Source organism: Flavobacterium sp. P21 (assembly GCF_050632225.1).
Lineage (GTDB): Bacteria > Bacteroidota > Bacteroidia > Flavobacteriales > Flavobacteriaceae > Flavobacterium.
In genome coordinates this window covers 1,084,739-1,108,826 of record NZ_CP192585.1, presented here as the reverse complement: position 1 = coordinate 1,108,826, position 24,088 = coordinate 1,084,739, and the positions used below count along the sequence as shown (strand labels likewise).

Genomic DNA, 24,088 nt, shown 5'->3' with positions numbered 1-24,088 from the left:
CGAATAAATCCTTGTACTTTCAATGATTTTTATCATTAATTTCTTTCCGAAACTTTTTTACTCTTTATTTTTTAATGAAGAGGTAATCTCATTCATCCTTTTTACTTTTTCCTCAAAATTGCCTTTAAGCGTTTTTCGGTATTCATTCAGATTCTCAACCATTTGGTTGATATCTTCCGGAATTACTTCTTCGAAAAACTCACGCAATCTTTTTGCTGTTGTCGGTGATTTTCCGTTGGTTGAAATGGCAATTTTTACATTTCCTTTCGTTACGATTCCGCCCAGATAATAATCGCATAAATCTGGTGTATCGGCGATATTGCAAATCAGATAACGCTTTCTAGCTAAATCGTAAACCTTTTTATTTACTTTCAAATCGTCTGTACAGGCAATTACCATGTGACGTTTTTTAAGCATTTTCTTTTTAAACTTCGATCTTGTTAATGTTATCGAAGGATGCTTTTCGGCCAGAACTTTTATTTCTAAATGAAATTCTTTTGCCACTACCTCAACATTTGCATTCGGACTTGACTTAAGCAAGAAAGAAAGCTTTTCCAGACCGACATTTCCTCCGCCTACAATCAAGACATTTAAATTGTGAAGCTTTAGAAATATGGGATATAATTCGTTCTGTTCCATTTTAATTTAATTTCATCTAAACAAAATTAGATGATTTATTTTATTTCAGAGCATTCGTAGTAAATGGCAACTTCATCAAAATTAATATTCGACAATTCCGGAGCTAATTCGAGTAATTTCAAAAATTGCTCATTATTAATTTCATAAACCAAATAAATTTCAGGATCATCTTCGATATCGACATTTAAAATCTCAATCAATTTTTCAGAAGACAAATTAATTTCAACACTATCAATAAATTTATCTCCCTCTTTTTGATAAATTACAATCTCACGTAATACATTCATTTAAAATTCATTTAGAAACCGAAAGAAATTCTTCGTAAAATCCTTTTAATTTATTGCTTTCTCGGACAACTTCACCTAAAACTATTATCGCTGGTGAACCTAATTCTTTTTGTTTTACAACTTCTAGAATCGAATCTACTGTTCCAATGCCTACTTTTTCTTCCGTTGTTGTTCCGTTTTGGATGATCGCAACGGGTAAATTTCCTTTATCTTCTTTCTGAAACAAATCGATTATTTGAGACAATTTGTGCATTCCCATCAAGATTACGACTGTTGCAGAAGATTTTGCTGATAAAGCGATATCTGACGATAATTTTTTATTCGATGTTGTTCCGGTAATTACCCAAAAGCTTTCTGAAACGCCTCTTTTTGTAATCGAAATTCCCTGACTTGCCGGAACTGCAACTACTGATGAAATTCCAGGAACTACAATCGTTTCGATTCCGAAACTTTCTGCAAAATCAACTTCTTCTCCACCTCTTCCGAAAATAAACGGATCTCCGCCTTTTAGTCGAACCACATTTCCGTAGGTCAAAGCATTATCTACAATCAATTGATTGATTTGATCCTGCGTGTAAGCATGATTTCCGATTCGTTTTCCAACAAAAATTCGGATGGCATTTTTAGGTGCGTAATCCAGAATTTCTTCGTTGGCCAAAGCGTCGTATAAAACCACATTTGCTTCAGCCAATGCCTTTACAGCTTTCAGCGTCAGTAAATCGGGATCGCCCGGACCTGCACCGACTAAAGTTATTTTGGGTTTTATATTATGCATTTGCTAATTCCTGTGCTCTGAAAGTTTCGATTTTATCAAAGAAAACTACTGCCTGAGCAATGTAATCTTTAGCGAAAGCTTCAGATGGTTCATTTTTATTGATTTGGTAAACCAAGTCTTTAAAAGTTGAGTTTAATTCGATTTTATTATTTTCAACAAAAACAGTATCAAACAAGTCAACAATTCCTGCGTGGTGGTTTGTTTTTTGGTTTTCTGCCAATAACAATGCTTTTGCACCATTAACAAATCCTGCATAAGCATGATAAATTGCATCTGACCATTTTTTCTCGTCGAAAGATTCCTCTGCCAAAATCAATTTCTCTTTAGCTTCAAACAATAATGTTGCTACTAAATCGATCACAACTCCGGCACATTCTCCAACTCCAACTGCTTTTACGTAATTGTCTGCGTTACCCCAATCCACAAAATCAGCTTCTGTTAAATTGGTAACATCTGCGAAAGGTTTTAAGATTTCATAGAAATATTTTTCTCCTTTTAAGTCGTAATAGTTTAGGAATTTTTCTCCGTTTGCATTTGCATCAAAATCGTTTAAAATCGTACGCAAAGCATCTGGTCCTCTTCTACTCGGAATTTTAATTACTTTATCAGCAAAACGTCCCGCTCCATTTCCTAATCTTCCTCCACCTAACAAAACTTGTAAAGCCGGAGCAACCAATTTTCCTGAGTTGATAGACATTCCCTGAAATCCAATTGCAGACATATTATGTTGTCCGCAGGCATTCATACAGCCTGAAATTTTAATTTCGATTTCACGGTTGTTTAAATACTGAGGATATTCTGTACTTAAAACTCTTTCTAATTCTTCTGCAATACCGGTACTACTTGCAATCCCCAAGTTGCAAGTATCAGTACCCGGACATGCCGTAATATCTCCAACTGAATTATATCCTAATTGAACAAAGTCAAGTTTGGCTAATTCTTGATAAAAGAAAGGAAGATTCTCTTCTTTTATGTTTCGTATTACAATATTTTGACGCAATGAAAAACGCAATTCATTTGCTCCGTAATTTTTAATTAAATCGGCTAATAATCTGGCTTTATCGGTATAAAAATCTCCTAATAAAACTTTGATTCCGATAGCATAATAACCGTTTTGTTTCTGTTTGATTACATTCGATTTTTTCCACGCTTCATACGCTTCTGTATCTTCGATTGTAACTTGTGGAACTTCTAATAACGGTTCTGTAATTGGTCCGTCGAAAGCCGTTGTATCTATTTCATATGTTTGAAAAGCAATTGCTTTTTCTCTTTTTCAACCAAATCAAGGAAAGCATCTTTCCCCATTTCTTTGATTAAGAATTTCATACGCGCTTTCATTCTTTTGGCACGTTCTCCGTATCTGTCGAAAATACGAATGATTCCTTCTGCTGTTGGAATGATTTCGTTTACGGGAACAAACTCCGAAAGTAATTCAGCATGTGCCGGCTGAGATCCTAAACCTCCACCAAACATGATTTTGAAACCTTTTTGTCCGTCTTTAATTTTCGGAATAAATCCTAAATCGTGCAAATAACTCAAAGCGGTATCTTCGTCTGAAGAAGAGAACGAAATTTTGAATTTACGTCCCATTTCCTGACAGATTGGGTTTCTTAACAAATATTGAAATAATCCGTGTGCATAAGGCGAAACATCAAATGGTTCGTTTACGTCAACTCCAGCTAATTCGCTTCCTGTAATATTTCTAACGGTGTTTCCGCAAGCTTCACGAAGTGTAATATCATCTTTGGCCAAATCTGCCCAAAGTTCAGGTGTTCTGTCTAAACTTACGTAGTGAATCTGAATATCCTGACGTGTTGTAATATGCAAACGTCCTGTAGAATATTCATCAGACACTTCTGTAATTCTTCTTAACTGCTCGCTGGTTACTTTTCCATAAGGCAATTTGATACGAATCATCTGAACTCCTTCCTGACGCTGACCGTAGATTCCACGTGCTAAACGAAGACTACGAAAACGCTCATCATCAATTTTTCCTCCACGGAATAAGTGAATCTTTTTTCTAATTCGATAATCTCCTTCTGAACTACCGGATTTTCTATTTCTGTTCTAAAACTTTCCATTTCTCTTTAGTTGTTGGTTGTCAGTTGCTGGTTGTTGGTTTGCTGGCAGATAACTATCAACCAAAAACCATCAACTATCAACTAGCGAATGAATCCTACTCCTGCTGTTGTGTTTGTTGCTGTATCAATTAAGATGAAAGCTCCGTTTGATTTGTTTTCGTTGTATGAATCAAAGTATAACGGTTTGCTTAATTTGATCGTTACTTCTCCAATTTCGTTGATTGCCAATTGTGAAGCTTCTGTCGTTCCTGAGTAATCTGTTGCAATTGTATTTTTAATGCTTTCTACTTTTGCTAAAACTCTGTTGGTATTGTGTTGTACCAAATATTTAGTTCCTGCAACCAGTTTTTTGCTGTCCATCCAGCAAACTGTTGTGGTAATATCTTTTTCAATTTTTGGAAGCTCGCTTGATTTCACAATCATATCACCTCTCGTTACATTGATATCATTTTCTAATTCGATTGTAATTGAAGAACCTGCTGTAGCTTCATCAAATGTTTTATCGAAAAAGTGAATTTTAGTAACTGTTGATTCTGTTAAAGATGGAAGAACTGTTACAGCATCTCCAACTTTAATGGAGTTTCCGTATAATTTTCCTGCGTAACCTCTAAAATCGTGGTATTCTTCTGTTTTTGGACGAATAACCGTCTGAACTGGGAAACGTGCTTTTCCTGCTTCGTAAACATCATGAGAATGTAATCCTTCCAAATGCTCTAAAACAGTTTGTCCGTTGTACCAAGGCATGTTTTCAGATTTGTCCACAACGTTTCCTCCATTGATTGCACTTAACGGAATGTAACTTACGTTTTGCTCTTTGAAAGTACTTTTTGCATTTAAAGCCTCAAAATCAGCTTTGATTTTATTGAAAACTTCTTCTGAATAATCAACTAAATCCATTTTGTTGATAGCAACAATTACTTCTTTTACTCTCAATAAATTATTGATGAAAAAGTGACGGTATGTTTGCTCAATAACGCCTTTTCTGGCATCAATTAAAATGATCGAAACCTGAGAAGTCGAAGCTCCTGTAACCATGTTTCTTGTATATTCTACGTGACCCGGAGTATCGGCAATAATGTAACTTTTCTTTGCAGTCGAAAAATAAATATGCGCAACGTCAATCGTGATTCCTTGCTCTCTTTCTGCTACCAATCCGTCAGTTGCCAAAGAAAAATCAAGGTAATCGTATCCTTTTTGTTTACTGCTTTTTTCAATTGCTTCTATTTTATCAGTTGTCAACGATTTTGTATCATACAATAATCTTCCGATCAAAGTACTTTTTCCGTCATCTACACTTCCTGCTGTTGCTATTTTTAAAACGTCCATTCTAATTTATGTTGTTGGTTGTTGGTTTATGGTTGTTGGTTTTTCTAAACATCAACTAAAACCATCAAAATATTTAATCTGTTTTTTTGTCTTCTTGTTGTAATTATTGAAGTTTTCAGCTGTCAACTAAAAACTATCAACCAACAACTTAAAAGTATCCTTGTTGTTTTCTTTTTTCCATTGCGGCTTCAGAACGTTTGTCATCGATTCTGGCTCCTCTTTCAGAAATGGTTGATGATCTGATTTCGCCAACAACTTCTTCAATTGTTGCTTGCGTAAGATTCAACAGCCGCTGTACAGCTCATATCTCCAACGGTTCTGAAGCGAACAATTCTTTCTTCGATTTGTTCGTCTTCTTCTTGGTACACAAAAGGAGAATGCGACCAGATTAAACCGTCTCTCAAAAAAACTTTTCTTTTATGTGAGAAATAGATTGACGGAATCTCGATTTTTTCTTTCTCGATATAACTCCAAACATCTAATTCTGTCCAGTTTGAAATTGGGAAAACACGAACGTTTTGTCCATTTTCTATTTTTCCATTCAAAATATCAAACAACTCAGGTCTTTGATTTTTTTCGTCCCATTGTCCGAAATCATCACGAACAGAAAAAATACGTTCTTTAGCTCTTGCTTTTTCTTCGTCACGACGCGCTCCTCCAATACAAGCATCAAATTTGAATTCTTCAATTGCATCTAAAAGTGTTGTTGTCTGCAAGCTGTTTCTACTTGAATATTTCCCAGTTTCTTCAACTACTTTTCCTTCATCAATAGCATCCTGAACATTACGAACGATTAGCTCTAAACCTAATTCTTCTACCAATTTATCTCTGAAAGCAATAGTTTCAGGAAATTATGTCCCGTATCAACGTGCAAAAGAGGAAACGGAATCTTAGCAGGGAAAAATGCTTTTTGCGCTAAACGCACTAATGTAATAGAATCTTTTCCTCCTGAGAAAAGTAAAACCGGTTTGTCAAACTGTGAAATTACTTCTCTGAAAATGTATATCGCTTCACTCTCTAAAGCGTTTGTTTTTAATACTGAACTCATTGTTTTTTTGTTTGATATTTTGTTGTGAAAATTTTGTTTCAGGTTTAAAATTTCAAGTTGCCTGATCTAAAAATCCCCACTCTTTATTCTATAATCTATTTTCTATTCTCTAAAAAAGTCTTGCCTCTTTCTTCTTGCTTCTAAAAAGTCTACTCTTTCTTAGCGCTATGCAACCCACACTCTTTATGGCTTGATTCCCACCACCATCTTCCGGCTCTGATGTCTTCTCCAGGGAAAATCGCTCTTGTGCAAGGCGCGCATCCAATACTTACGAAACCTTGTTTGTGTAATGCATTTTGCGGAACATTATTTTCTGACAAATACGTTTCAACTTCTTCTAAAGTCCATTTTAGCAAAGGATTGAATTTTATGATTTCGAAGTTTCCATCATATTCAAACAAACTTAAATCGTGTCTGTTTTCTGATTGTTCAGCTCTTAAACCTGTAATCCAAACTGAGTTTCCTGCCAAAGCTTTTCTCAACGGAACCACTTTTCGAATAAAACAGCATTCTTTTCTATTTTCAACTGAATCGTAAAAGCTGTTTGGCCCTTTTGTCTGAAGCAGATTTTCTACTGAAGTCACTTCCGGAAAAAAGACTTCAATTGGTCTTTTGTATTTTTTTAATGTTTTATGAAAAACATCATACGTTTCCTGAAATAATCTTCCGGTATCTAAAGTAAACACCTTAATATCTGTGTTGCTTTTTGCAATAAAATCAGTAATTACCTGATCTTCTTGTCCGAAAGAAGTCGAAAAAATTACTTTTCCCGGAAATTCTTTTGCTAAAAAAACTAAGGTTTCGTCAAGCGAAAGAGTCGCAGTTTTTTCTAATAATTCTTGTACAATAATCGCACTCATAATCTCTCCTTTCTAAAATTATCTTTTACAATAATTTAGATAATGTTTTTAAACTCAATATTATAATTAGAATCCCAACTGCAATCATCATTGGTTTTCTTTTAATTCTAGTCACTAAAAATGCCGCAATTGGCGCCGCAATAACCCCTCCAGCAATTAATCCGATAATAACCTGCCAGCCGTGAATTCCTCCAAAAAGCATGAATGTGATTCCGCTTGCAAATGAAATTGCAAACTCTGCGGCGTTAACAGAACCAATTGTATATTTCGGGTTTCTTCCTCTTCCTAATAATGTTGAAGTTACGATTGGCCCCCAGCCTCCACCACCAACTGAATCCATAAAACCTCCAAAAACAGCTAAAACGCCTAATTTTTTAGTTTTCTTTTTTCAACATTTTTCTTCAACGCTTTTTTGATAATAATCGAAGCCAAAACAATCATATAAACTGCAATAAAAGGCTTAATAACATCACCGTCAATTACATCAGACAATAAATAAGCTCCTGTTATAGAACCCAAAACTCCCGGAATCAACAAATGCTTTACCAATTTTTTATTGATGTTCCCAAAACGATGATGAGAAAGCGCTGACGCTCCCGTTGTAAACATTTCTGAAACGTGAACTGCTGTACTACTCACAACCGGCGGAACTCCATAAGCTAATAAAAACGATGTTGAAGTTGCTCCATATCCCATTCCTAAAGCACCATCTACTAATTGAGCAAAAACACCAATTAAGAAGAATGCTAAAAGATTTTCATCAAATCCTTGAACAAAACCATTCCACGAAAATTCAGCGTGATGATTATAAATTAGTGTAGCTACTAAACCTAACAACAAAAGTACAGGTATCACAACCCATAAATTTTCCTTTGACAAAGCATTAGACTTTACCGTTGTGTTGTTTAACTTAAGTTCATTTTCCATGTTTTAAGAATTTGTTTTTGCTCTTAAAAATCCATTACCCTATCGGCTTAGTAGATTACTTTGCAAATGTACTACATATTTTGAAATATCAAAATAATATATTTACTTTTTTACAATAGCTATTCTACTCTAAACCAACATAAAAGATATTTAAAGAACGATTAGTAAATTAATTTAACAAATTATGCACTGCTCCTTAAAATCTTAACAGTACAGCCTAATTTTGTGATTTGTAAAAATACACATTTAATCTCTACCAAATCTATAGGATAATTGTAAAAATGTTATTATTTTAGCGCCAAATTTTTTTTATGGATTTTCAGATTGGTCTTGTCATTGCGGGTTTAGTAGTTGGGTTTATTGTTGGGTTAACTGGTGTAGGAGGCGGTTCTTTGATGACTCCTATTTTATTATACTTTAATATTCCGCCTACAACAGCCGTTGGAACCGATCTACTTTATGCCGCATTTACTAAAGCTGGAGGAATTTTTGTACACAATAAAAAAGGCAACATCAACTGGAAAATTACAGGTTGGCTTACTTTAGGAAGTGTTCCTGCCGCTTTGGCAACTTTATGGATACTTCACAGCATTAAAACAGATATTGAAACTATAAATCGTGTTATCAAACAAAGCTTAGGCTGGGCATTATTATTTACTTCTGTCGCTATTATCTTCAAACAGAAATTAATGAAGTTTTCACAAAAACATGCCGGCGATAAATTTCATAGTGAAAGCCACACTCAAAACATGCTTACCATTGGAATTGGTATTTTGTTAGGAGCAACCGTAACTTTAACCTCAATTGGCGCTGGAGCTTTAGGAACGGTAACCTTATTTTTCCTTTATCCTTTATTACCAACCCCAAAATTGGTTGGAACAGAAATTGCCCATGCCGTTCCTTTAACTTTAGTCGCCGGAATCGGTCATGCTTCTATGGGAAATTTAGATTTAGGATTATTAGGTCAATTATTAATGGGATCGCTTCCAGGAATCTACATGGGAAGTATGTTAAGCGGAAAAGTGCCAGATCAGTTTCTTAGAAATGCTATTGCTGTAATGCTTTTTATGGCTGGATATAAATTGATATTTTAGTATTGAAAACATATAAAAACAGAAAGACCAATTCATTATTTTTGAATTGGTCTTTTTATTTGAATTATGAGTAAATTCTAAAACGCAATATCTGCTAAAGAATTACTTTCTAATATTTTAAGGGTATTGTCACGAACTTCTGTCATTAAACGTCTAGCGAGCACAAGTTGATTCGTCGTCACAGTCATCACATCTTTCATAGAAATTATGACTGGCGCAAGGCAATAATGCAATTGGCCCTTCCAGAATACGGTAGACTTTCGCCATGCTAATATCTTTTGGATCTTTTATCAAATAATAACCACCGCCTTTTCCTTTTTTCGCTCCAAGAAATCCTGAGTTTCTCAATAACAGCAAAATACTTTCTAAAAACTTAATCGAAATATGTTCATTTTTTGCAATTTCAGCAATTTGGACAGGCTCATTATTCTCTCTTCTCGCCAAATAAGTTAAAGCTTTAATTCCGTATTTTGTTTTCTTTGAAAGCATCTTTAAATTTTAAATTGCAAAATATTTGTTCTGAATTTGACACATCAAAATCGACGTATTCTTTTCTGCAACAAAAATAGGCTTTTTAAATGAGAATAATAAAAGAACAGAAGTTAAATTCTACTTAACCTATCAGATTACTTCACTGCTTCCAATTAAATTAAACTCATGAAATGTTTTTAATTCTTCCTCGAGATCCTTTTTATTGACAACATAAGTTTCAGAAATAGAATCGTGCCAGCCTCTGCTTCCTAGAAAAGAAAGTCCGTCAAAAGGGATTAATCGGCACAAAGTCCTTTTAAAAATGGTTCCAAAAGGAGGTTTTTCTCCATTCTCATCAACGACAATGGTTCCCGTAATTAATTTACCCAATGATCTTCCAAAAATTCCTTCGACAAACAAATAGTAAAAAATGGAAACAACAATAAAAATCAATTGTCCTTCTAAATCACTCAAGTGACCAAGCCAGTAAAAAAGCTCATTCAATCCTAAAAAGACTGCAAAAAGAGCCAAAAAGAAAGAAAGAGCAAAAATTAAAGCCACTATTGCAATGATATCTATGATATAATTTGCAAAACGGTTTCCGTTTGACGCCAATAATTTTTCGTCAAGAATGTAAGAAGGATTACTCATACGCTAATTAGATTATTAATTGATTTCGTTTTTAGTTGCAACAAAAATATAATTTTTGTTGAATGAATTACAAAAAATTACTACAAATAAGCGAAATATTCTTGTTCCTTGAATACAATTCATGGTACTCATTTTCAAAAAGATGGCTTGTTATTTCTAAATCTGAAAACCACTGAGGATTAGGTTTATTTAAATCTTTTTCGCCAAAATAAAGTTTGATTTCACAATTTGGCATTTCAGTCTCAAAACGCAATCTTGTCGAAGAAACTGCCACTAATTGCGTTGTTTTTAACCCTCGCAAAGAAGCTTTCCAAGCAATAGTTCCTCCAATGCTAAAACCTAAAATTGCTACTTCTCCTTTTTCAGAATCCAACAAATTATTTACTACTTTTTCAATTCCTCCGCTTAAAAATTGATTGTGAATTTCCTTTTCATCATTTGAAGAATCAATCTGAGCTAATTTTAAAACATCATAAAATTGAACATCAAATTTAGTCTCTAATATTTCAACGTAATATTGAACCCATTCGGGATTGCCTCCAAACAAATCAGACAGCAAAATTAATCTTGGCTTTATCATATTTAGGCAAACTTCTAATTTAGCAATTTCAAGATAACAAAAAAGGGCTATTTAAAACAAATAGCCCTTTCCATTTTCATGATTATATTTTATGATAATGCTTGATTCAAATCGGCAATTACATCTTCTACCTTTTCTAGGCCAACAGAAATACGAACCAAACCTTGTGTGATTCCAACCGCCAATTGGTCTTCTTCAGACAATTTGCTGTGTGTTGTTGATGCTGGATGCGTAACAATTGTTTTTACATCGCCAATATTTGCAGAAAGAGAACATAATTTAATTTTGTTCAAAAAGTTTCGTCCTGCTTCAAGACCACCTTTAATTTCAATTGCAATTATGTTACCCCCTAAAAGCATTTGTTTTTTGGCAATTTCATATTTTGGATGTGATTTCAAGAATGGATATTTCACATTGTTTACATTTGGGTGGCTTTCTAAAAATTCAGCCACTTTTAAAGCATTTTCACAATGTCTATCAACACGAACAGCCAAAGTTTCTAAACTTTTTGACAAAACCCATGCGTTAAATGGTGACATTGCCGGTCCTGTGTTTCTTGAAAACAAATAAATTTTACGTATCAACTCTGCTTCTCCAACTGCGATTCCTCCCAGAACACGACCTTGGCCATCCATTAATTTTGTAGCCGAATGCACTACGACATGCGCTCCATATTTAATAGGTTGCTGAATGTATGGCGTAGCAAAACAGTTGTCAATTATTAAAATTAAATTGTGTTTTTTTGCAATTTGACCCAACAATTCTAAATCAATCACATCTACACCCGGATTAGTTGGCGTTTCAGCATATAGAATTTTAGTATTTGGCTTAATAAAGCTTTCAATTGTTTCGGGTTGATTGATATCAAAATATGAAGTTTCGATTTTCCATTTTGGAAAATACGTCATGAATAAAGCATGAGTTGACCCGAAAACACTTCCTGCTGAAACAATATGATCTCCTGATTCTAACAATGCGACAAATGTAGAATAGATCGCCGCCATTCCAGTTGCAAAAGCATAACCGGCTTCGGCACCTTCCATTGCACAAACTTTGTCAACAAATTCTGTTGTATTTGGATTGCTGAAACGGGAATAAATATTGCGGACTTTTTCTTCTGTGAAAGAAGCTCTCATATCCTCTGCATCTTCAAATATAAAGCTTGATGATAAATACAAAGGAGTTGAATGCTCCTGGAATTGTGTTCTTTCTAAATGTGTTCGTATGGCTTGTGTTTCAAAACCCAAATCTTCTATATTCATTGTGTTGTTTTTTGTTTTTTTTTGTTTCAAGTTTCAGATTTCAAGTTTCAGGTTTTAAAACTGAAATCCAAACTTAAACAAGTCAATTATTTATGCGCAATCTGAGCATTTTCTAATTATCTAATTGACAAATTATCTAATTTATAAAGCTTCGTTGTTCAAGACAACTTTGTAACTAATGGTTGCAGTCGGTTCAACTGTTTTGGCAACTGAGCAGTATTTCTCAAAAGAAAGTTGTGCCGCTTTTTTGCTTTTTCAGGATTGATTTCTCCTTCTAAATAAAAAACCACATCGATTTCTTTAAAAGGTTTTGCTTCTTCAATCTGAACGCGTGTTCCTTCAACCTCAGCGTTGAAAGAAGTAATTTCTTGACGCTGTTTTTTCAAAATCGAAATCATATCAATAGCACTGCATCCTGCAACTCCCATTAAAACTAATTCCATTGGACTTGCACCTAAATCGCTTCCGCCAAATTCGGCTCTGCTGTCAACGTCAACTACGTGTCCGCGTTCATTTTTTACTTTGAAATGAAATGCGTCATTTACTCTGTTTAAAGTTACTTTCATTGTGTTGTTATTTTTTTTGTTTTTGTTTTTCTGTATAATTTCCACAATCTTGTCATTTCGACGAAGGAGGCTCGAGCGATAGCGAACAGGCGAAGCAAATCTTCGTTGCTAAATCGACAAAGATTGACATTACTTTGTCGAGCTACTTGCGGAGATTTCTCCTTCGTCGAAATGACAAACAGTAGCAAAACTCTCTGAAATCAACAATCTAAAATCTGAATTCTAAAATCAATTACCCTTTATCAGACAATCTCAAAATATCTCCAAAGACTCCTCTTGCCGTAACCGCAGAACCTGCACCGGCTCCTTGAATCACAATTGGACGATCTCCGTAAGATTCTGTGTAAATTTCGAAGAAAGAATCAGAACCTTTTAATCCGCCTAAAGCTGTGTCTTTTGGTACCGAAACTAATTTTACTTCTAAATTTCCTTTATCATTCTGCAAATCTCCAGACAGCTCACCTATGTATCTCAACACGTGATTTGGCTGTTGTTCGGCTTTTATTTTCTCGTAAATTGGGTCGAATTCTTTTAATTTCGTCAAGAAATCAGAAACATTTCCTTCTCTTAAATGTTCCGGAATTAAATTCTGAATTGAGATTTCCTCAAACTCATTCTGTAAATCTAATTCTCTTGCCAAGATCAATAATTTTCTTCCCACATCATTTCCGCATAAATCCTCGCGCGGATCTGGCTCTGTATATCCATTATCAATTGCTTCTTGCAAAATTTCGCTGAAAGGCGCATCTTTTGCAGAGAAATTATTGAACAAATAACTTAATGTTCCAGAGAAGACTCCTTTAATTTTTGTGATGTTTTCTCCCGAAAGATGCGACAACTTAATCGTATCAATTAACGGCAAACCTGCTCCAACATTGGTTTCGTATAAATAATTCTTTTGATTTTCTGCCAAGGCTTTTCTCAATTCTTTATAAAACCCATAAGTCAACGTATTAGCTACTTTGTTTGAAGAAATCAAGTCAAAACTGCTTTCCACAAGCGGAATATAATTTTCTACGAATGATGCACTTGCTGTGTTGTCAATTGCAATTAAATTCTCTAAATGATATTCATTTGCGTAAGCAATAATATCATTCAGCGTATAAGCTTCTCCTTTTGTTTGGATATCGTTTTTCCAATTTGAAGTTACGCCATTTTTATTTAAAAGCAGTTTTTTAGAATTGGCAATTGCGAAAACATTCAGCTTAATGTCTTTACGTTTTTCAATTGCAGAAGCCGATTCTAAAATTTGATTGATCAAAGTTCCTCCAACTAATCCGTGACCGAAAATTGCAATGTTGATTTTTTTAGAAACTCCAAAAATTTCTCCGTGAATTACGTTTAAAGCTTTATTTAGCTCTTCTTTCTTCACAACCAAACTCACGTTTTTACCCGTAACTGTATTGTTGAATAAAATCGGAACAATTTTATTTTTAATTAAAGCTGTATATGGTTTGTGGAAAGTACTTAAATCCTGTCCGATAATCGAAATTACCGAAACATTATCAGTTACTGTAATCTGGTTTACATCTTTAGAATAAAAGTCATTTTCGAACTCTTTTTCTAACTCCACCATGGCAAGCGTTGCTTTATCTTTTGCCACAACCAAACCAATTCCTCTTTCAGAAGAACCTTGCGAAATGATGCTTACGCTGATGTTGTGATCACCCATTACTTTGAAAATTCTGGCATCAACTCCCGCTTTCCCTAATAATCCACGTCCTTCAAGATTTACAAGCGAAACATTTTCTAAAACAGAAAGCGTTTTAATTCCTTCTTTATTTGAATCTGAAGTGATTAAAGTGCCGCGATTTTCGTGATTGAATGTATTTAAAATACGTAGCGGAATGTTTTTTTCTAATAACGGAATAATCGTTTTTGCATGCAGAATCGTTGCGCCAAAATTAGCCAACTCATTCGCTTCATTAAACGACAAATATTCGATTTTTTTAGCATCGGCAACTAAATCTGGATTTGCGGTATAAATTCCGTCAACGTGCGTGAAGTTTTGAAGTTCTTCCGCATTTAGGTAATTCGCGATTAACGAAGCAGTATAGTTACTTCCGTTACGTCCTAAAGTTGTGGTGTCGTTGTTATTGTTTGAACCAATGAAACCTGTTACGATATTCACTGTTTCTCCGTTATGAAGCTTGAAATAATTGATCACGTTTTTCTTTGAAAGTTGTTCCAAAGGCTGAGCGTCACCAAACTTAGAATCGGTTTTTAATAATTCTCTTGTATCAACAAAGTTCGCCGGAATCCCTTTTTCAATTAAAATGGCAGTCAGTAATTTAGCCGAAAGCAATTCGCCTTTAGATAAAATCTGATCTTTAATTTTACTGCTGTAATCTCCAATAAGGCTAACTCCTTCAAAAAGTTTATCTAGAATATTGAATTCTTCAGACAAATCAACTTCTGGATAATCTGAAGTTTGATACGCTTTGAAGCTTTCCAATAATGGCTTATAATTTCCGTTTTTCGCGGCAATTCTTAAAATATCTTCTAATTCATCTGTTGCATTACCGCGCGCAGAAACAACTACGGCAATTTGTTCGCCTTGATTTACTTTGTCTGAAATGATTGAAACTACTTTGTTAAGCCCTTCTCCGTTTGATAACGATTTACCTCCAAATTTTAATACTTTCATTTTTATTTTGCTATTGTTTCTGCCTTAAAAATATCGGCAAGTAAATGATCTAATTGTTTGTACTCGATTAAAAAAGCGTCATGTCCGTGAACCGAATCAATTTCGCTGTAAAAAACATTGTCTTTAAACCTTTTTAATTCCTGATAGGTTTCCAGGTTTTCTTTTGGCGTAAAAAACAAATCTGAATTGATGCCGATAATGTGAATCGACGCCGGCGTTTTAGACATTAAAGTTTCAAAATCCTCACTATTTCGAGTAATGTCTATGGTTTTAAGCAATTGGTTCATCAATTTATAAGATGAAAGCTGAAAACGTTGCCGCAACTTTTTGCCGTGGTGTGCTAGCCAGCTTTCGATATTAAAAATCAAAAGATCCTGATTGATGGTTCGTTGAAATTTTTCTTTGAATGATTCAGGAGATCGATAACAGAGCATGGCATGAATTCTGGCATCTTCAATTGGTTTGGATGAATTATTCAAAATTTGTTCCTGCAGAAAACAATTTGCAATCATCCAATCCGTCGATTTCCAATCGGTTGCTATTGGAATTAAATGTTCTGTAATATTTGGTTCCAATGCCAAAATCTCCCACGCAATTCCGCCACCTACAGAACCGCCGATTATAGTAAAAACCTGTTCTATGTTTAGCGATTTCAAACCTTTGATAAAAATTCTTGCAATATCTCTGGTTGTAAAATCGTAATAATTTTCGATTATAAAAGAATCGTTTCCGTTTCCTGGAACATTAAATGCCAGAACCGTATATTTATTTGTGTCGATTGTTTTTCCGTCGCCAATTAAATCATTCCACCAGCCATTTTCGCCAGTTACTTGTGCATTTCCAGTCAAAGCATGATTTACCAAAACGATTGGTGCGGTATGCAAAGGCAAGCCAGAAAGCATAAAGCTTAATGGCAATAACGGATAAATTGCACCACTTTCTGTGATGAAATCTTGAATTATAATAGGATTGGGTATATTTTCCAATTTCAAATCTTTTATTAATTGATTTGTATGTGGAAATATTAGAAAGAAAGCCTAGAGTTTGAAACTAGAAAAATTCTTGTTGTTATCTTTCCACGTTTGGGCGTGGTAGAATGCGACACCTTCTTCGAATTAACGAAGGGTTGCTAAGGATTCATCGGGTCTAATCCCTCCTCCTTTCTTTATAACATTTCAATACGTTTTTGAACTTAACGGTGCAAATTAACTACTAATTTCTGAAACTAACAAATTTTATCGAAACTGATTGTGCAATTTCTTAAACATACTTTAAAATAAATCGATCCCGAAGCCTCGTGATAAAAGTCATAAAGTCGAAAGAATTGGCATCTATTAATAAATATGACAATCTCTCTTCTTAATTATGAAAAACTATTATACGCAAAAAATTACCGAACAAACTGCCCAGTAAAATTAAGCGGGTTTTACCCTATTTTATGATGCTTTTTGATTTAGATAAAAAGCGTTTCATTCTCTTTTGAATACATCAAGAATAATAAAGAATTTGGTTCTTTTTTCACCTCTTTTTTATCTGTCTCCGTGATTCCGAAACTTGGGTGGATCAACTCATTTGTTGGCGGAGGATTGTTTCTTTCATTTTTGATGTTTTTGAAAGTTGAAATCTTTTTTCTTAAGTAGTTTAATGTGCTCATGATATTTAAGTTTAAGTTAGTTTGCGTTTTATAATCTTTACTTTTTCTTTAAATCTGTGTTATGGTAATCAAAATGAATAAAAAAACCCTTTTGGATTTTTAATACCAAAAGGGTTTAAGTTTTTATATAAACTTATATATACTTTTAGTATCAACAGACGCATACACAAATACGTGCGACGTTAAACATCTTGTTCATCTGTAGGGATTTATTCATCTGTGATTTGACTTTTATTTTAAAAAACTTTTGCATTTAAATTTCTTTAATAAACTTTTAGATTTGATTAAGATCTAAAAGGAAATAATCATTTGTTTTTAACATTTCGGCATCTGTTTTTAACAGATCTTACTTGTCTTACAAATTTGCAACTTTTTTTGAATATTGCAAGTTACAAAAGCTTATTTTTTCTAAAAAAACGTTAAAAAACACAATTTTATCGTCAAAAAACATCTTACAAAATCACAATTTAGCGAAATAGCAGTTTTATCTTACAAAAAATTAACTAACTTTTTCTGTTTCAATCTTTCAAAGAACTTTTTTTCTAATATCAAAAACCACTTAAAGCCAAACTGCTTCTTTATTTTTAATTTTTTCGGCGACTTTTAAAATATCAGTTATAATTCCCCTTGAAATTGCCTGTTTTGATGGCGATGCTCCTTGTATTACAATTGGAACATTGGCATAAGACTGCGTGTAAATTTCAAAAATAGCATCTGATCCTTTTAATTGACCAATTGCCGATGTAATAGGTTCTGAAACCAACTTTACCTCAAGCGTATTTTTCTCAATATCAAATTCACCTACATAACGCAATACATGATTTTCGGGTCGCGTAATTTTTGCTATTTTATACGATTTGTCGATTGCCTCTTTATTCAATATTCCGTTTTTCTCCAAATGTTCTTCTCTTATAATAGGATTGATCTTTATATCTGCTAATTCGAACTCTTTTCCAATTTCGCGAGTCAAAATCAACAATTTCCGAGCTGTATCATTTCCTGACAAGTCTTCTTTAAAAGTAGAGCGCATTAATCCGAGTAGGCTGGCATCTTTCAAAATGGATGAAAAAGAATTTTCCTCTAAAGAAAATCTATTGAAGATATAACTCAAATGATCTGAAAAAACTCCTCTGATTTTGGTGATCTTTTCGCCCGAATAATACAAATCTCTTAAAGTCTGCAAAACTGGAAATCCAGTATCGACCGATGTTTCATACAAAAACTCTTTATCGTACTTTTTTAGATTTTCTCTAAGCTGTTTATAAAGATCGATTGGAAGCGTGTTGGCTTTTTTGTTTACGGCGACAATATTAAATCCGTTTTCGATCAAAGTATTATAATGACTAATCAGTTCGTCACTGGCTGTAGCATCAACTGCTATCAAGTTTTCGAATTCATTTTCTTTTGCAAATTCTATAATATCTTCGACTCTAAAAGGGACTGCCAATTCTCTAAAATTAGTTTCCCAAGAATATCCAACGCCTTCTTTTTCAAAAAAGGCAACAGTTGAATTGGTAATTATTGGAAAGTGAAAATCAACATTTTTATTCTGGAGAAAAATTCCTGACTTTCAATAATCTGATTGATCAAAGTGCTTCCGATATTCCCGATCCCAAAAAGAATAATATTTATTTTAAGCTTTGACATAATTTTAATTTTTAAAACATATCTGATTTTATTGAACCGTATAAGTTTAAACTCTCATGTTACGAGTTAGACGCACTGCTGTGCGTCTCTACAGTGCGCCTCTACACATATATATTGTGATTTTTTCTTCATAAAAAATCACCCTTAGCGACACCACACCGCTAAAGGCAATTTTTCAAACAAAAAACAAAAAAACCTAATTTTTATTGATACTGTACTGCGCTTGTGTAACGCTTTCGAAAACCGCTTGCAAATCGGCAATTAAATCTTCGATATCTTCGATCCCCACAGAAAGTCGGATTAAATCTTTAGAAACTCCAGTTGACAATTGATCTTCTTCAGACAATTGTTGGTGCGTTGTACTTGCTGGATGTATGATTAATGACTTTGTATCACCAATATTAGCCAGCAATGAGAATAATTTAGTTTCATCAACTACTTTTTTGGTCGCATCAAATCCGCCTTTTAATCCAAACGTTATAATTCCGCTTTGTCCTTCTGGCAAATATTGTTTAGCCAAATCATGATATTTGCTTGATTTCAAACCTGGATAATTTACCCAAACTACCTCATCTTGTTTTTCAAGCCATTCAGCCAAGGCCAAAGCATTTTCGCTGTGTTTTTTAATTCGGATTGGCAAAGTTTCTAATCCCTGAATAATCTGAAAAGCATTAAACGGACTCAAAGTCGCGCCAAAATCGCGCAAACCTTCAATTCGTGCTTTTGCTATAAAAGCCGCATTTCCTAAAGCTTCGTGATATACTAATCCATGATATCCTGCAGAAGGCTCTGTAAATTCTGGGAATTTTCCGTTTACCCAATCAAAATTTCCGGCATCAATAATAACGCCGCCTAATGAAGTTCCGTTTCCGGCAATATATTTAGTCAAGGAATGAATTACAATATCGGCACCATATTTAATTGGGTTTAATAAATAAGGTGTCGCAACTGTATTATCTACTATAAACGGCACTTTGAATGCTTTGGCTTCCGCCGAAATTCCTTTTAAGTCCAAAACATCAAGTTTTGGGTTTCCTAAAGATTCTACAAAAAAGGCTCTTGTATTTTCTTTTGCGGCTTTAGTGAAGTTTTCTGGTTTTGAAGGATCTACAAAAGTAGTGGTAATTCCTAATCGTGGCAATGTCACACTTAGCAAATTGTAAGTTCCTCCATATAAACTATTTGATGCTACGATATGATCTCCAGCTCGCGACAAAGTCAGCAAAGTTGTCGAAATTGCCGATGCCCCAGAAGCCGTAACAACAGCACCGATTCCGCCTTCCAACGCCGCTAATCTTTGTTCTAAAACATCATTTGTTGGATTATTTAATCGAGTGTAAATAAATCCAGCTTCAGCAAGACCAAACAAATTGGCGACGTGATCTGCATTATTAAATACATATGAAGATGTCTGGTAAATAGGCACTGCTCTGGTTCCTGCGTTTTTAGTTACGTCGTGTCCTGCATGAAGTGCGTTTGTTGCAAATTTTTGTGTACTCATGATTTCTTAGTTTTTAGATATTGTTAATACTATATATAGTGTGGTTAATTTTTTGAATTTGTACTTGAATCAGAATTGGGTTAAGCAAAAAAGTCGCCTTCTTCGAGCTCATACATTTGAAACAACAATGATTTTTGATTTCTTGTGTATTGTTCTGAATTTATCCTGCGAACTTCTTTCGCGATTTCTTCTGATTTATTAGTATTGTTTTGAGAATCGTTTCTCAATAAATATTCTATAGCTATTGAATTTAATGTTTTCATGATTTTAATTTTAAATGGTAAATAAAAAGCCCTTTCGGATGGCGACCAAAAGGGCTTATAGTTGAAACTATAACAAAGATTTTATCTTTCACTTTTGGCAACAGCAAGTTGGGATGCACATTTGCATCATACTACAACACATCATATTTTTTCTTGCTATTGTTTTCATTTTTAATTAAAATTAATTTCATTTTAAATTCGACTAATTCGATAGAGTAAATGTAGTAAGTTTTTTTTAACCACCAAATTAAAAATTGAATTTTCTTTCATTTTTTTCTTTTGAACAAAAAAAAACCTCTGCGTTCTTGCAGAGGTTCTATATATATTTTTAAAAAAAATTACAATAGCGTCTCTGCGGAATATTCCGGCATCATACAAGACATCATATTGCAAATTGTAAATTTCATTTTTTTGTTTCTTTTATTTCAACGAGGCAAAGTTGCGAACTATTTTTGAATCAGCCAAACAAAAAGCAAAATATTTTCTATTACCCTATCAAATTAATATACTACTGTTAAATTTCTCTTTAAAAAAATAAAAAAGTTGAACTTTAATTTGCAAATCAAAATGGTTTCATACCTTTGCACGCGAATACAGAGGAAAAATTTGAACTGATTGCAACCTCTTCATAATGAAATGGTTCATTATGATTGCCGGGAGATAGATTTCGGCATTAAAAAATGCTAAAGCAGAAACTCTCCTTTAGCCCTTTTTAGCAATTATTTTTCCTCGCTAAATTTTATTTATACAAATTTAATACATTATTATGGCTTATTTATTTACGTCAGAATCTGTTAGTGAAGGGCATCCAGACAAAGTTGCAGATCAAATTTCGGATGCATTAATTGACAACTTTTTGGCATTTGACGCTGATTCAAAAGTAGCTTGTGAAACTTTAGTTACAACGGGTCAGGTTATTTTAGCAGGTGAAGTAAAATCGAATACTTATCTAGATGTACAGCAAATTGCACGTGAGGTAATCCGTAAAATTGGATATACTAAAAGTGAATATATGTTTGAGGCAAATTCTTGTGGAATTCTTTCAGCAATTCACGAGCAGTCTGCAGACATTAACCAAGGTGTTGATAGAGCTAAGCCAGAAGAGCAAGGAGCTGGTGACCAAGGAATGATGTTTGGCTACGCTACAAATGAAACTGAAAACTACATGCCATTGGCATTAGATTTATCTCATAAATTATTACAAGAGTTAGCTATTTTAAGACGCGAAAACAAAGAAATCACGTATTTACGTCCAGATGCTAAATCTCAAGTAACTTTAGAATACAGCGACGATAACAAACCAACTCGTATCGATGCGATTGTTATCTCAACTCAACATGACGATTTTGATGAAGAAGCCGCAATGTTGGCTAAAATCAAAAAAGATATTATCGAAATTCTTATTCCAAGAATTATCGCTAAAAACCCAGAGCACGCTCACTTATTTAACGATAAAATCAACTACCATATTAACCCGACAGGAAAATTCGTTATTGGAGGACCTCACGGAGATACTGGTTTAACAGGAAGAAAAATTATTGTTGATACTTACGGTGGAAAAGGTGCTCACGGTGGTGGTGCATTCTCTGGAAAAGATCCAAGTAAAGTAGATAGAAGTGCTCGCTTATGCGACACGTCATATCGCTAAAAACTTAGTTGTCGCTGGTGTTGCTGACGAAATCTTAGTTCAGGTTTCTTACGCAATTGGAGTTGCTGAACCAATGGGAATCTTTATTGAAACTTACGGAACTTCTAAAGTAAACTTAACTAACGGTGAAATCGCTAAAAAAGTAGAAGCTATCTTCGATATGCGTCCTTACTTCATCGAGCAACGTTTGAAATTAAGAAACCCAATTTATAGCGAAACTGTCGCTTACGGACACATGGGACGTAAACCAGAAACTGTAACAAAAACTTTCTCTGCTCCAGGTGGAAATGAAAAAACAGTTACTGTGGAATTGTTTACATGGGAAAAACTTGATTTTGTTGACCAAGTAAAAGTCGCGTTTGGATTGTAATTCAATCTGAAACATTTATATACCAAAAAGGCTGTCTAAATATAATAGACAGCCTTTTTTATTTTTATTTCTGTGTGCGAATCGAACGCAGATAAAACGGATTTACTTCGTAAAGACGCGGATAAAAACGGATTTTTCTGTTTTATATCTAAATCAGTTTTTATCCGCGTGTTTCGCGATAGCGAATCTGTTTTATCCGCGTCTAAATAGCATTTTTATCTTTCCAATTGCACATTTGGCAATGTTTTAGGACGATTAGGATCATTAGATAAAATCCAGCCCGTTCTGTAAATCCACTCGGTCATTTTGTGCAATTTCACAAAATCAATATTTTCAGATTCATCCATTGGCGTATGGTATTGGCTGTGCAAAACGCTGGTGTAAAAAACCGAAGGGATTCCTTTTCTTGCATATGGCAAATGATCTGAACGGAAGTAAAAATATTCTGGATGTTCTGGCCTGTCCCAAAGTTTATCTAAATCAAATTTTGGCCCTTCGTCATTTGCTCTTTTAGCAATTGCAACCAAATCAGAAGAATTTTCATGAGGCGACGACGAGCCTAACAAAGCCGCTTGATTTACGTTGTTTCTTCCAATCATATCACCGTTTAAAACTGCTACGATATCTTTTTCCGGAACCGTTGGATGCGCCGCATACCATCTTGATCCCAACAAACCACGTTCTTCTGAGCCGTGAAATACAAATAAAGATGTTCTTTTTCCTGGTTGTTTTTTATAAGCTCTTGCAATTGCCAGCATCGCAACACAAGTACTTGCATTGTCATCAGCTCCATTATAAATAGAATCCTGACCGTATTTTTGACGTACTCCATCGTGATCTTGATGTCCGCTGAAAAGTACATATTCATTTTTTAGTTTAGGATCAGTTCCTGCAATTGTTCCCACGACATTTACCGAAGGATATTTATAAGTTTCAGAAACAACCTCAGCAGACAATAAATCTTTAGTCGTTTTTAAATAATTTAATTGGTCGCCGTGAACCCAAAAAACTGGCATTGTCGCACCTATTTTATCACGAAAACCTTCAATTCCATAAATACCTCTTGTCATTTGCGGCTCAACTTGAGACCAGCTTTGTTCTGCCAATTCATCTGCGACCATAATAAGCGCGATTGCGCCTTTTTTCACAACAAGATCATAATATTTATTTCTAACTAAACCTGGATAACGTCTGTCAAAAAGCGAGATATCATCCGCAATTCCTTCTTTTGAAGCTAATAAAACAACTGCTTTTCCTTTTACATCGGCTTTTTCGATTTCTTCTTTTGTTGCGACTCCTAAATAAACTAATGAACCTTCAACCTTGATATTAGTTGTTTCAGCTACTAAAACTTCTTTCCAAAGTTTAAATTCTTTTTGTCCAATTTTGAATTTTGTATTTGGGGTAACTTGATGTCTGTACAAATCAAAAAATTGGAAATATGTTCCATCATCTCCTGCGGGCGCCATTCCTGCTTCTTTTGCTTTATTCGCCAGCCACATTGATACTTTTAATTCGTCAAGAGTACCAGCTTCACGGCCGTTAAAATGGTCGCCAGCCATTTGATACATATCCGTTTTAAGATCTTTGTCCGTTATTGCCGAAACTAATGGTTTTTTAACTACCTGCGCAAAAGCAACTGCACTTGAGGCAAGTAAAACAAGGATTAATTTGTTTTTCATACATTTTAATTTTATAATCCAAACTTAATCATTTCGAGGCAGAAACATTGATTTTTTAACATCAAAAACCGCGAATAGCAACGATTAACAAACAAAAATGGTAGCCTAC

The 24,088-nt window shown here is 34.3% G+C and carries 19 protein-coding genes, 5 pseudogenes and 1 riboswitch; of the genes and pseudogenes, 2 read left to right on the top strand and 22 right to left on the bottom strand.

All coding sequences use genetic code 11. From position 1 onward, the window contains the following. Positions 1-57: 57 nt before the first annotated feature. The 9 genes and pseudogenes from ACQ9BO_RS05415 to ACQ9BO_RS05375 all read right to left on the bottom strand — a co-directional run bounded on the left by ACQ9BO_RS05415 (position 58) and on the right by ACQ9BO_RS05375 (position 7,943). The gene (locus tag ACQ9BO_RS05415; RefSeq protein WP_184157950.1) at positions 58-639 is read right to left on the bottom strand and encodes a precorrin-2 dehydrogenase/sirohydrochlorin ferrochelatase family protein; all 582 of its coding nucleotides are present in this window, start codon (positions 637-639) and stop codon (positions 58-60) included. Positions 640-674: 35 nt separating this feature from the next. Next, the gene (locus ACQ9BO_RS05410; RefSeq protein WP_431243916.1) at positions 675-926 is read right to left on the bottom strand and encodes a DUF7683 domain-containing protein; all 252 of its coding nucleotides are present in this window, start codon (positions 924-926) and stop codon (positions 675-677) included. Between the two features lie 7 nt (positions 927-933). After that, a complete protein-coding gene (cobA, locus tag ACQ9BO_RS05405; protein ID WP_431243915.1) occupies positions 934-1,701 on the bottom strand; it encodes a uroporphyrinogen-III C-methyltransferase in 768 nt (255 codons plus the stop codon). Further along, a pseudogene (locus ACQ9BO_RS05400) lies at positions 1,694-3,782 on the bottom strand (HEPN domain-containing protein). The gene cobA and the pseudogene ACQ9BO_RS05400 overlap by 8 nt, the downstream one beginning before the upstream one ends. Before the next feature lie 81 nt (positions 3,783-3,863). Beyond that, entirely contained in the window at positions 3,864-5,108 is a 1,245-nt protein-coding gene (locus tag ACQ9BO_RS05395; RefSeq protein WP_431243914.1) for a sulfate adenylyltransferase subunit 1, read from the bottom strand. A gap of 148 nt (positions 5,109-5,256) precedes the next feature. Next, a pseudogene (gene cysD / locus ACQ9BO_RS05390) lies at positions 5,257-6,156 on the bottom strand (sulfate adenylyltransferase subunit CysD). Positions 6,157-6,305: 149 nt separating this feature from the next. Further along, the gene (locus ACQ9BO_RS05385) at positions 6,306-7,016 is read right to left on the bottom strand and encodes a phosphoadenylyl-sulfate reductase (protein ID WP_431243913.1); all 711 of its coding nucleotides are present in this window, start codon (positions 7,014-7,016) and stop codon (positions 6,306-6,308) included. Positions 7,017-7,041: 25 nt separating this feature from the next. Next, positions 7,042-7,356, bottom strand: coding sequence for a TSUP family transporter (locus ACQ9BO_RS05380; protein WP_431243912.1), 315 nt, complete (start codon positions 7,354-7,356; stop codon positions 7,042-7,044). 26 nt (positions 7,357-7,382) lie between these two features. Then, the gene (locus ACQ9BO_RS05375) at positions 7,383-7,943 is read right to left on the bottom strand and encodes a sulfite exporter TauE/SafE family protein (protein WP_431243911.1); all 561 of its coding nucleotides are present in this window, start codon (positions 7,941-7,943) and stop codon (positions 7,383-7,385) included. Positions 7,944-8,254: 311 nt separating this feature from the next. Between ACQ9BO_RS05375 and ACQ9BO_RS05370 the strand changes: the two genes are divergently transcribed. Next, the gene (locus tag ACQ9BO_RS05370; protein ID WP_431243910.1) at positions 8,255-9,037 is read left to right on the top strand and encodes a sulfite exporter TauE/SafE family protein; all 783 of its coding nucleotides are present in this window, start codon (positions 8,255-8,257) and stop codon (positions 9,035-9,037) included. Positions 9,038-9,114: 77 nt separating this feature from the next. On the opposite strand, the pseudogene ACQ9BO_RS05365 reads toward ACQ9BO_RS05370, so the two are convergent. The 12 genes and pseudogenes from ACQ9BO_RS05365 to ACQ9BO_RS05310 all read right to left on the bottom strand — a co-directional run bounded on the left by ACQ9BO_RS05365 (position 9,115) and on the right by ACQ9BO_RS05310 (position 20,279). Further along, positions 9,115-9,526: pseudogene (locus tag ACQ9BO_RS05365) on the bottom strand (RrF2 family transcriptional regulator). Positions 9,527-9,658: 132 nt separating this feature from the next. Next, on the bottom strand, positions 9,659-10,159 hold the full coding sequence (locus ACQ9BO_RS05360; protein WP_431243909.1) for an RDD family protein: 501 nt from the start codon (positions 10,157-10,159) through the stop codon (positions 9,659-9,661). Between the two features lie 67 nt (positions 10,160-10,226). Next, positions 10,227-10,739: an alpha/beta hydrolase gene (locus tag ACQ9BO_RS05355; protein WP_431243908.1), complete on the bottom strand. Its 513-nt coding sequence runs from the start codon at positions 10,737-10,739 to the stop codon at positions 10,227-10,229. Positions 10,740-10,828: 89 nt separating this feature from the next. Beyond that, complete coding sequence (locus ACQ9BO_RS05350) at positions 10,829-12,001, bottom strand: trans-sulfuration enzyme family protein (RefSeq protein ID WP_431243907.1); 1,173 nt, start codon at positions 11,999-12,001, stop codon at positions 10,829-10,831. 141 nt (positions 12,002-12,142) lie between these two features. Then, positions 12,143-12,567 (bottom strand): annotated as a pseudogene (locus ACQ9BO_RS05345) (OsmC family protein). A 232-nt stretch (positions 12,568-12,799) separates the two neighbouring features. Then, positions 12,800-15,214 (bottom strand): bifunctional aspartate kinase/homoserine dehydrogenase I, encoded by a 2,415-nt coding sequence (gene thrA, locus ACQ9BO_RS05340; RefSeq protein ID WP_431243906.1) that lies wholly within the window; start codon positions 15,212-15,214, stop codon positions 12,800-12,802. Positions 15,215-15,216: 2 nt separating this feature from the next. Beyond that, a complete protein-coding gene (locus tag ACQ9BO_RS05335) occupies positions 15,217-16,200 on the bottom strand; it encodes an alpha/beta fold hydrolase (protein WP_431243905.1) in 984 nt (327 codons plus the stop codon). 79 nt (positions 16,201-16,279) lie between these two features. Then, positions 16,280-16,388: riboswitch (SAM riboswitch) on the bottom strand. A 279-nt stretch (positions 16,389-16,667) separates the two neighbouring features. Beyond that, on the bottom strand, positions 16,668-16,868 hold the full coding sequence (locus ACQ9BO_RS05330; protein ID WP_320569758.1) for a hypothetical protein: 201 nt from the start codon (positions 16,866-16,868) through the stop codon (positions 16,668-16,670). Between the two features lie 559 nt (positions 16,869-17,427). Further along, positions 17,428-18,315 (bottom strand): aspartate kinase, encoded by an 888-nt coding sequence (locus ACQ9BO_RS05325; protein WP_431243904.1) that lies wholly within the window; start codon positions 18,313-18,315, stop codon positions 17,428-17,430. Positions 18,316-18,386: 71 nt separating this feature from the next. Continuing rightward, entirely contained in the window at positions 18,387-18,515 is a 129-nt protein-coding gene (locus ACQ9BO_RS05320; protein WP_431243903.1) for a hypothetical protein, read from the bottom strand. Between the two features lie 196 nt (positions 18,516-18,711). Continuing rightward, positions 18,712-20,016 carry an O-acetylhomoserine aminocarboxypropyltransferase/cysteine synthase family protein gene (locus tag ACQ9BO_RS05315; protein WP_431243902.1) on the bottom strand — a complete coding sequence of 435 codons (1,305 nt, stop codon included), beginning with the start codon at positions 20,014-20,016 and terminating at the stop codon, positions 18,712-18,714. An 80-nt stretch (positions 20,017-20,096) separates the two neighbouring features. After that, positions 20,097-20,279 carry a hypothetical protein gene (locus ACQ9BO_RS05310; RefSeq protein ID WP_431243901.1) on the bottom strand — a complete coding sequence of 61 codons (183 nt, stop codon included), beginning with the start codon at positions 20,277-20,279 and terminating at the stop codon, positions 20,097-20,099. A 766-nt stretch (positions 20,280-21,045) separates the two neighbouring features. Here ACQ9BO_RS05310 and metK point away from each other — a divergent pair. Further along, positions 21,046-22,297 (top strand): annotated as a pseudogene (metK, locus tag ACQ9BO_RS05305) (methionine adenosyltransferase). A gap of 215 nt (positions 22,298-22,512) precedes the next feature. On the opposite strand, the gene ACQ9BO_RS05300 reads toward metK, so the two are convergent. Then, positions 22,513-23,979, bottom strand: a complete 1,467-nt coding sequence (locus tag ACQ9BO_RS05300; RefSeq protein ID WP_431243900.1) for a M28 family peptidase — start codon at positions 23,977-23,979, stop codon at positions 22,513-22,515. Between the last annotated feature and the right edge of the window lie 109 nt (positions 23,980-24,088).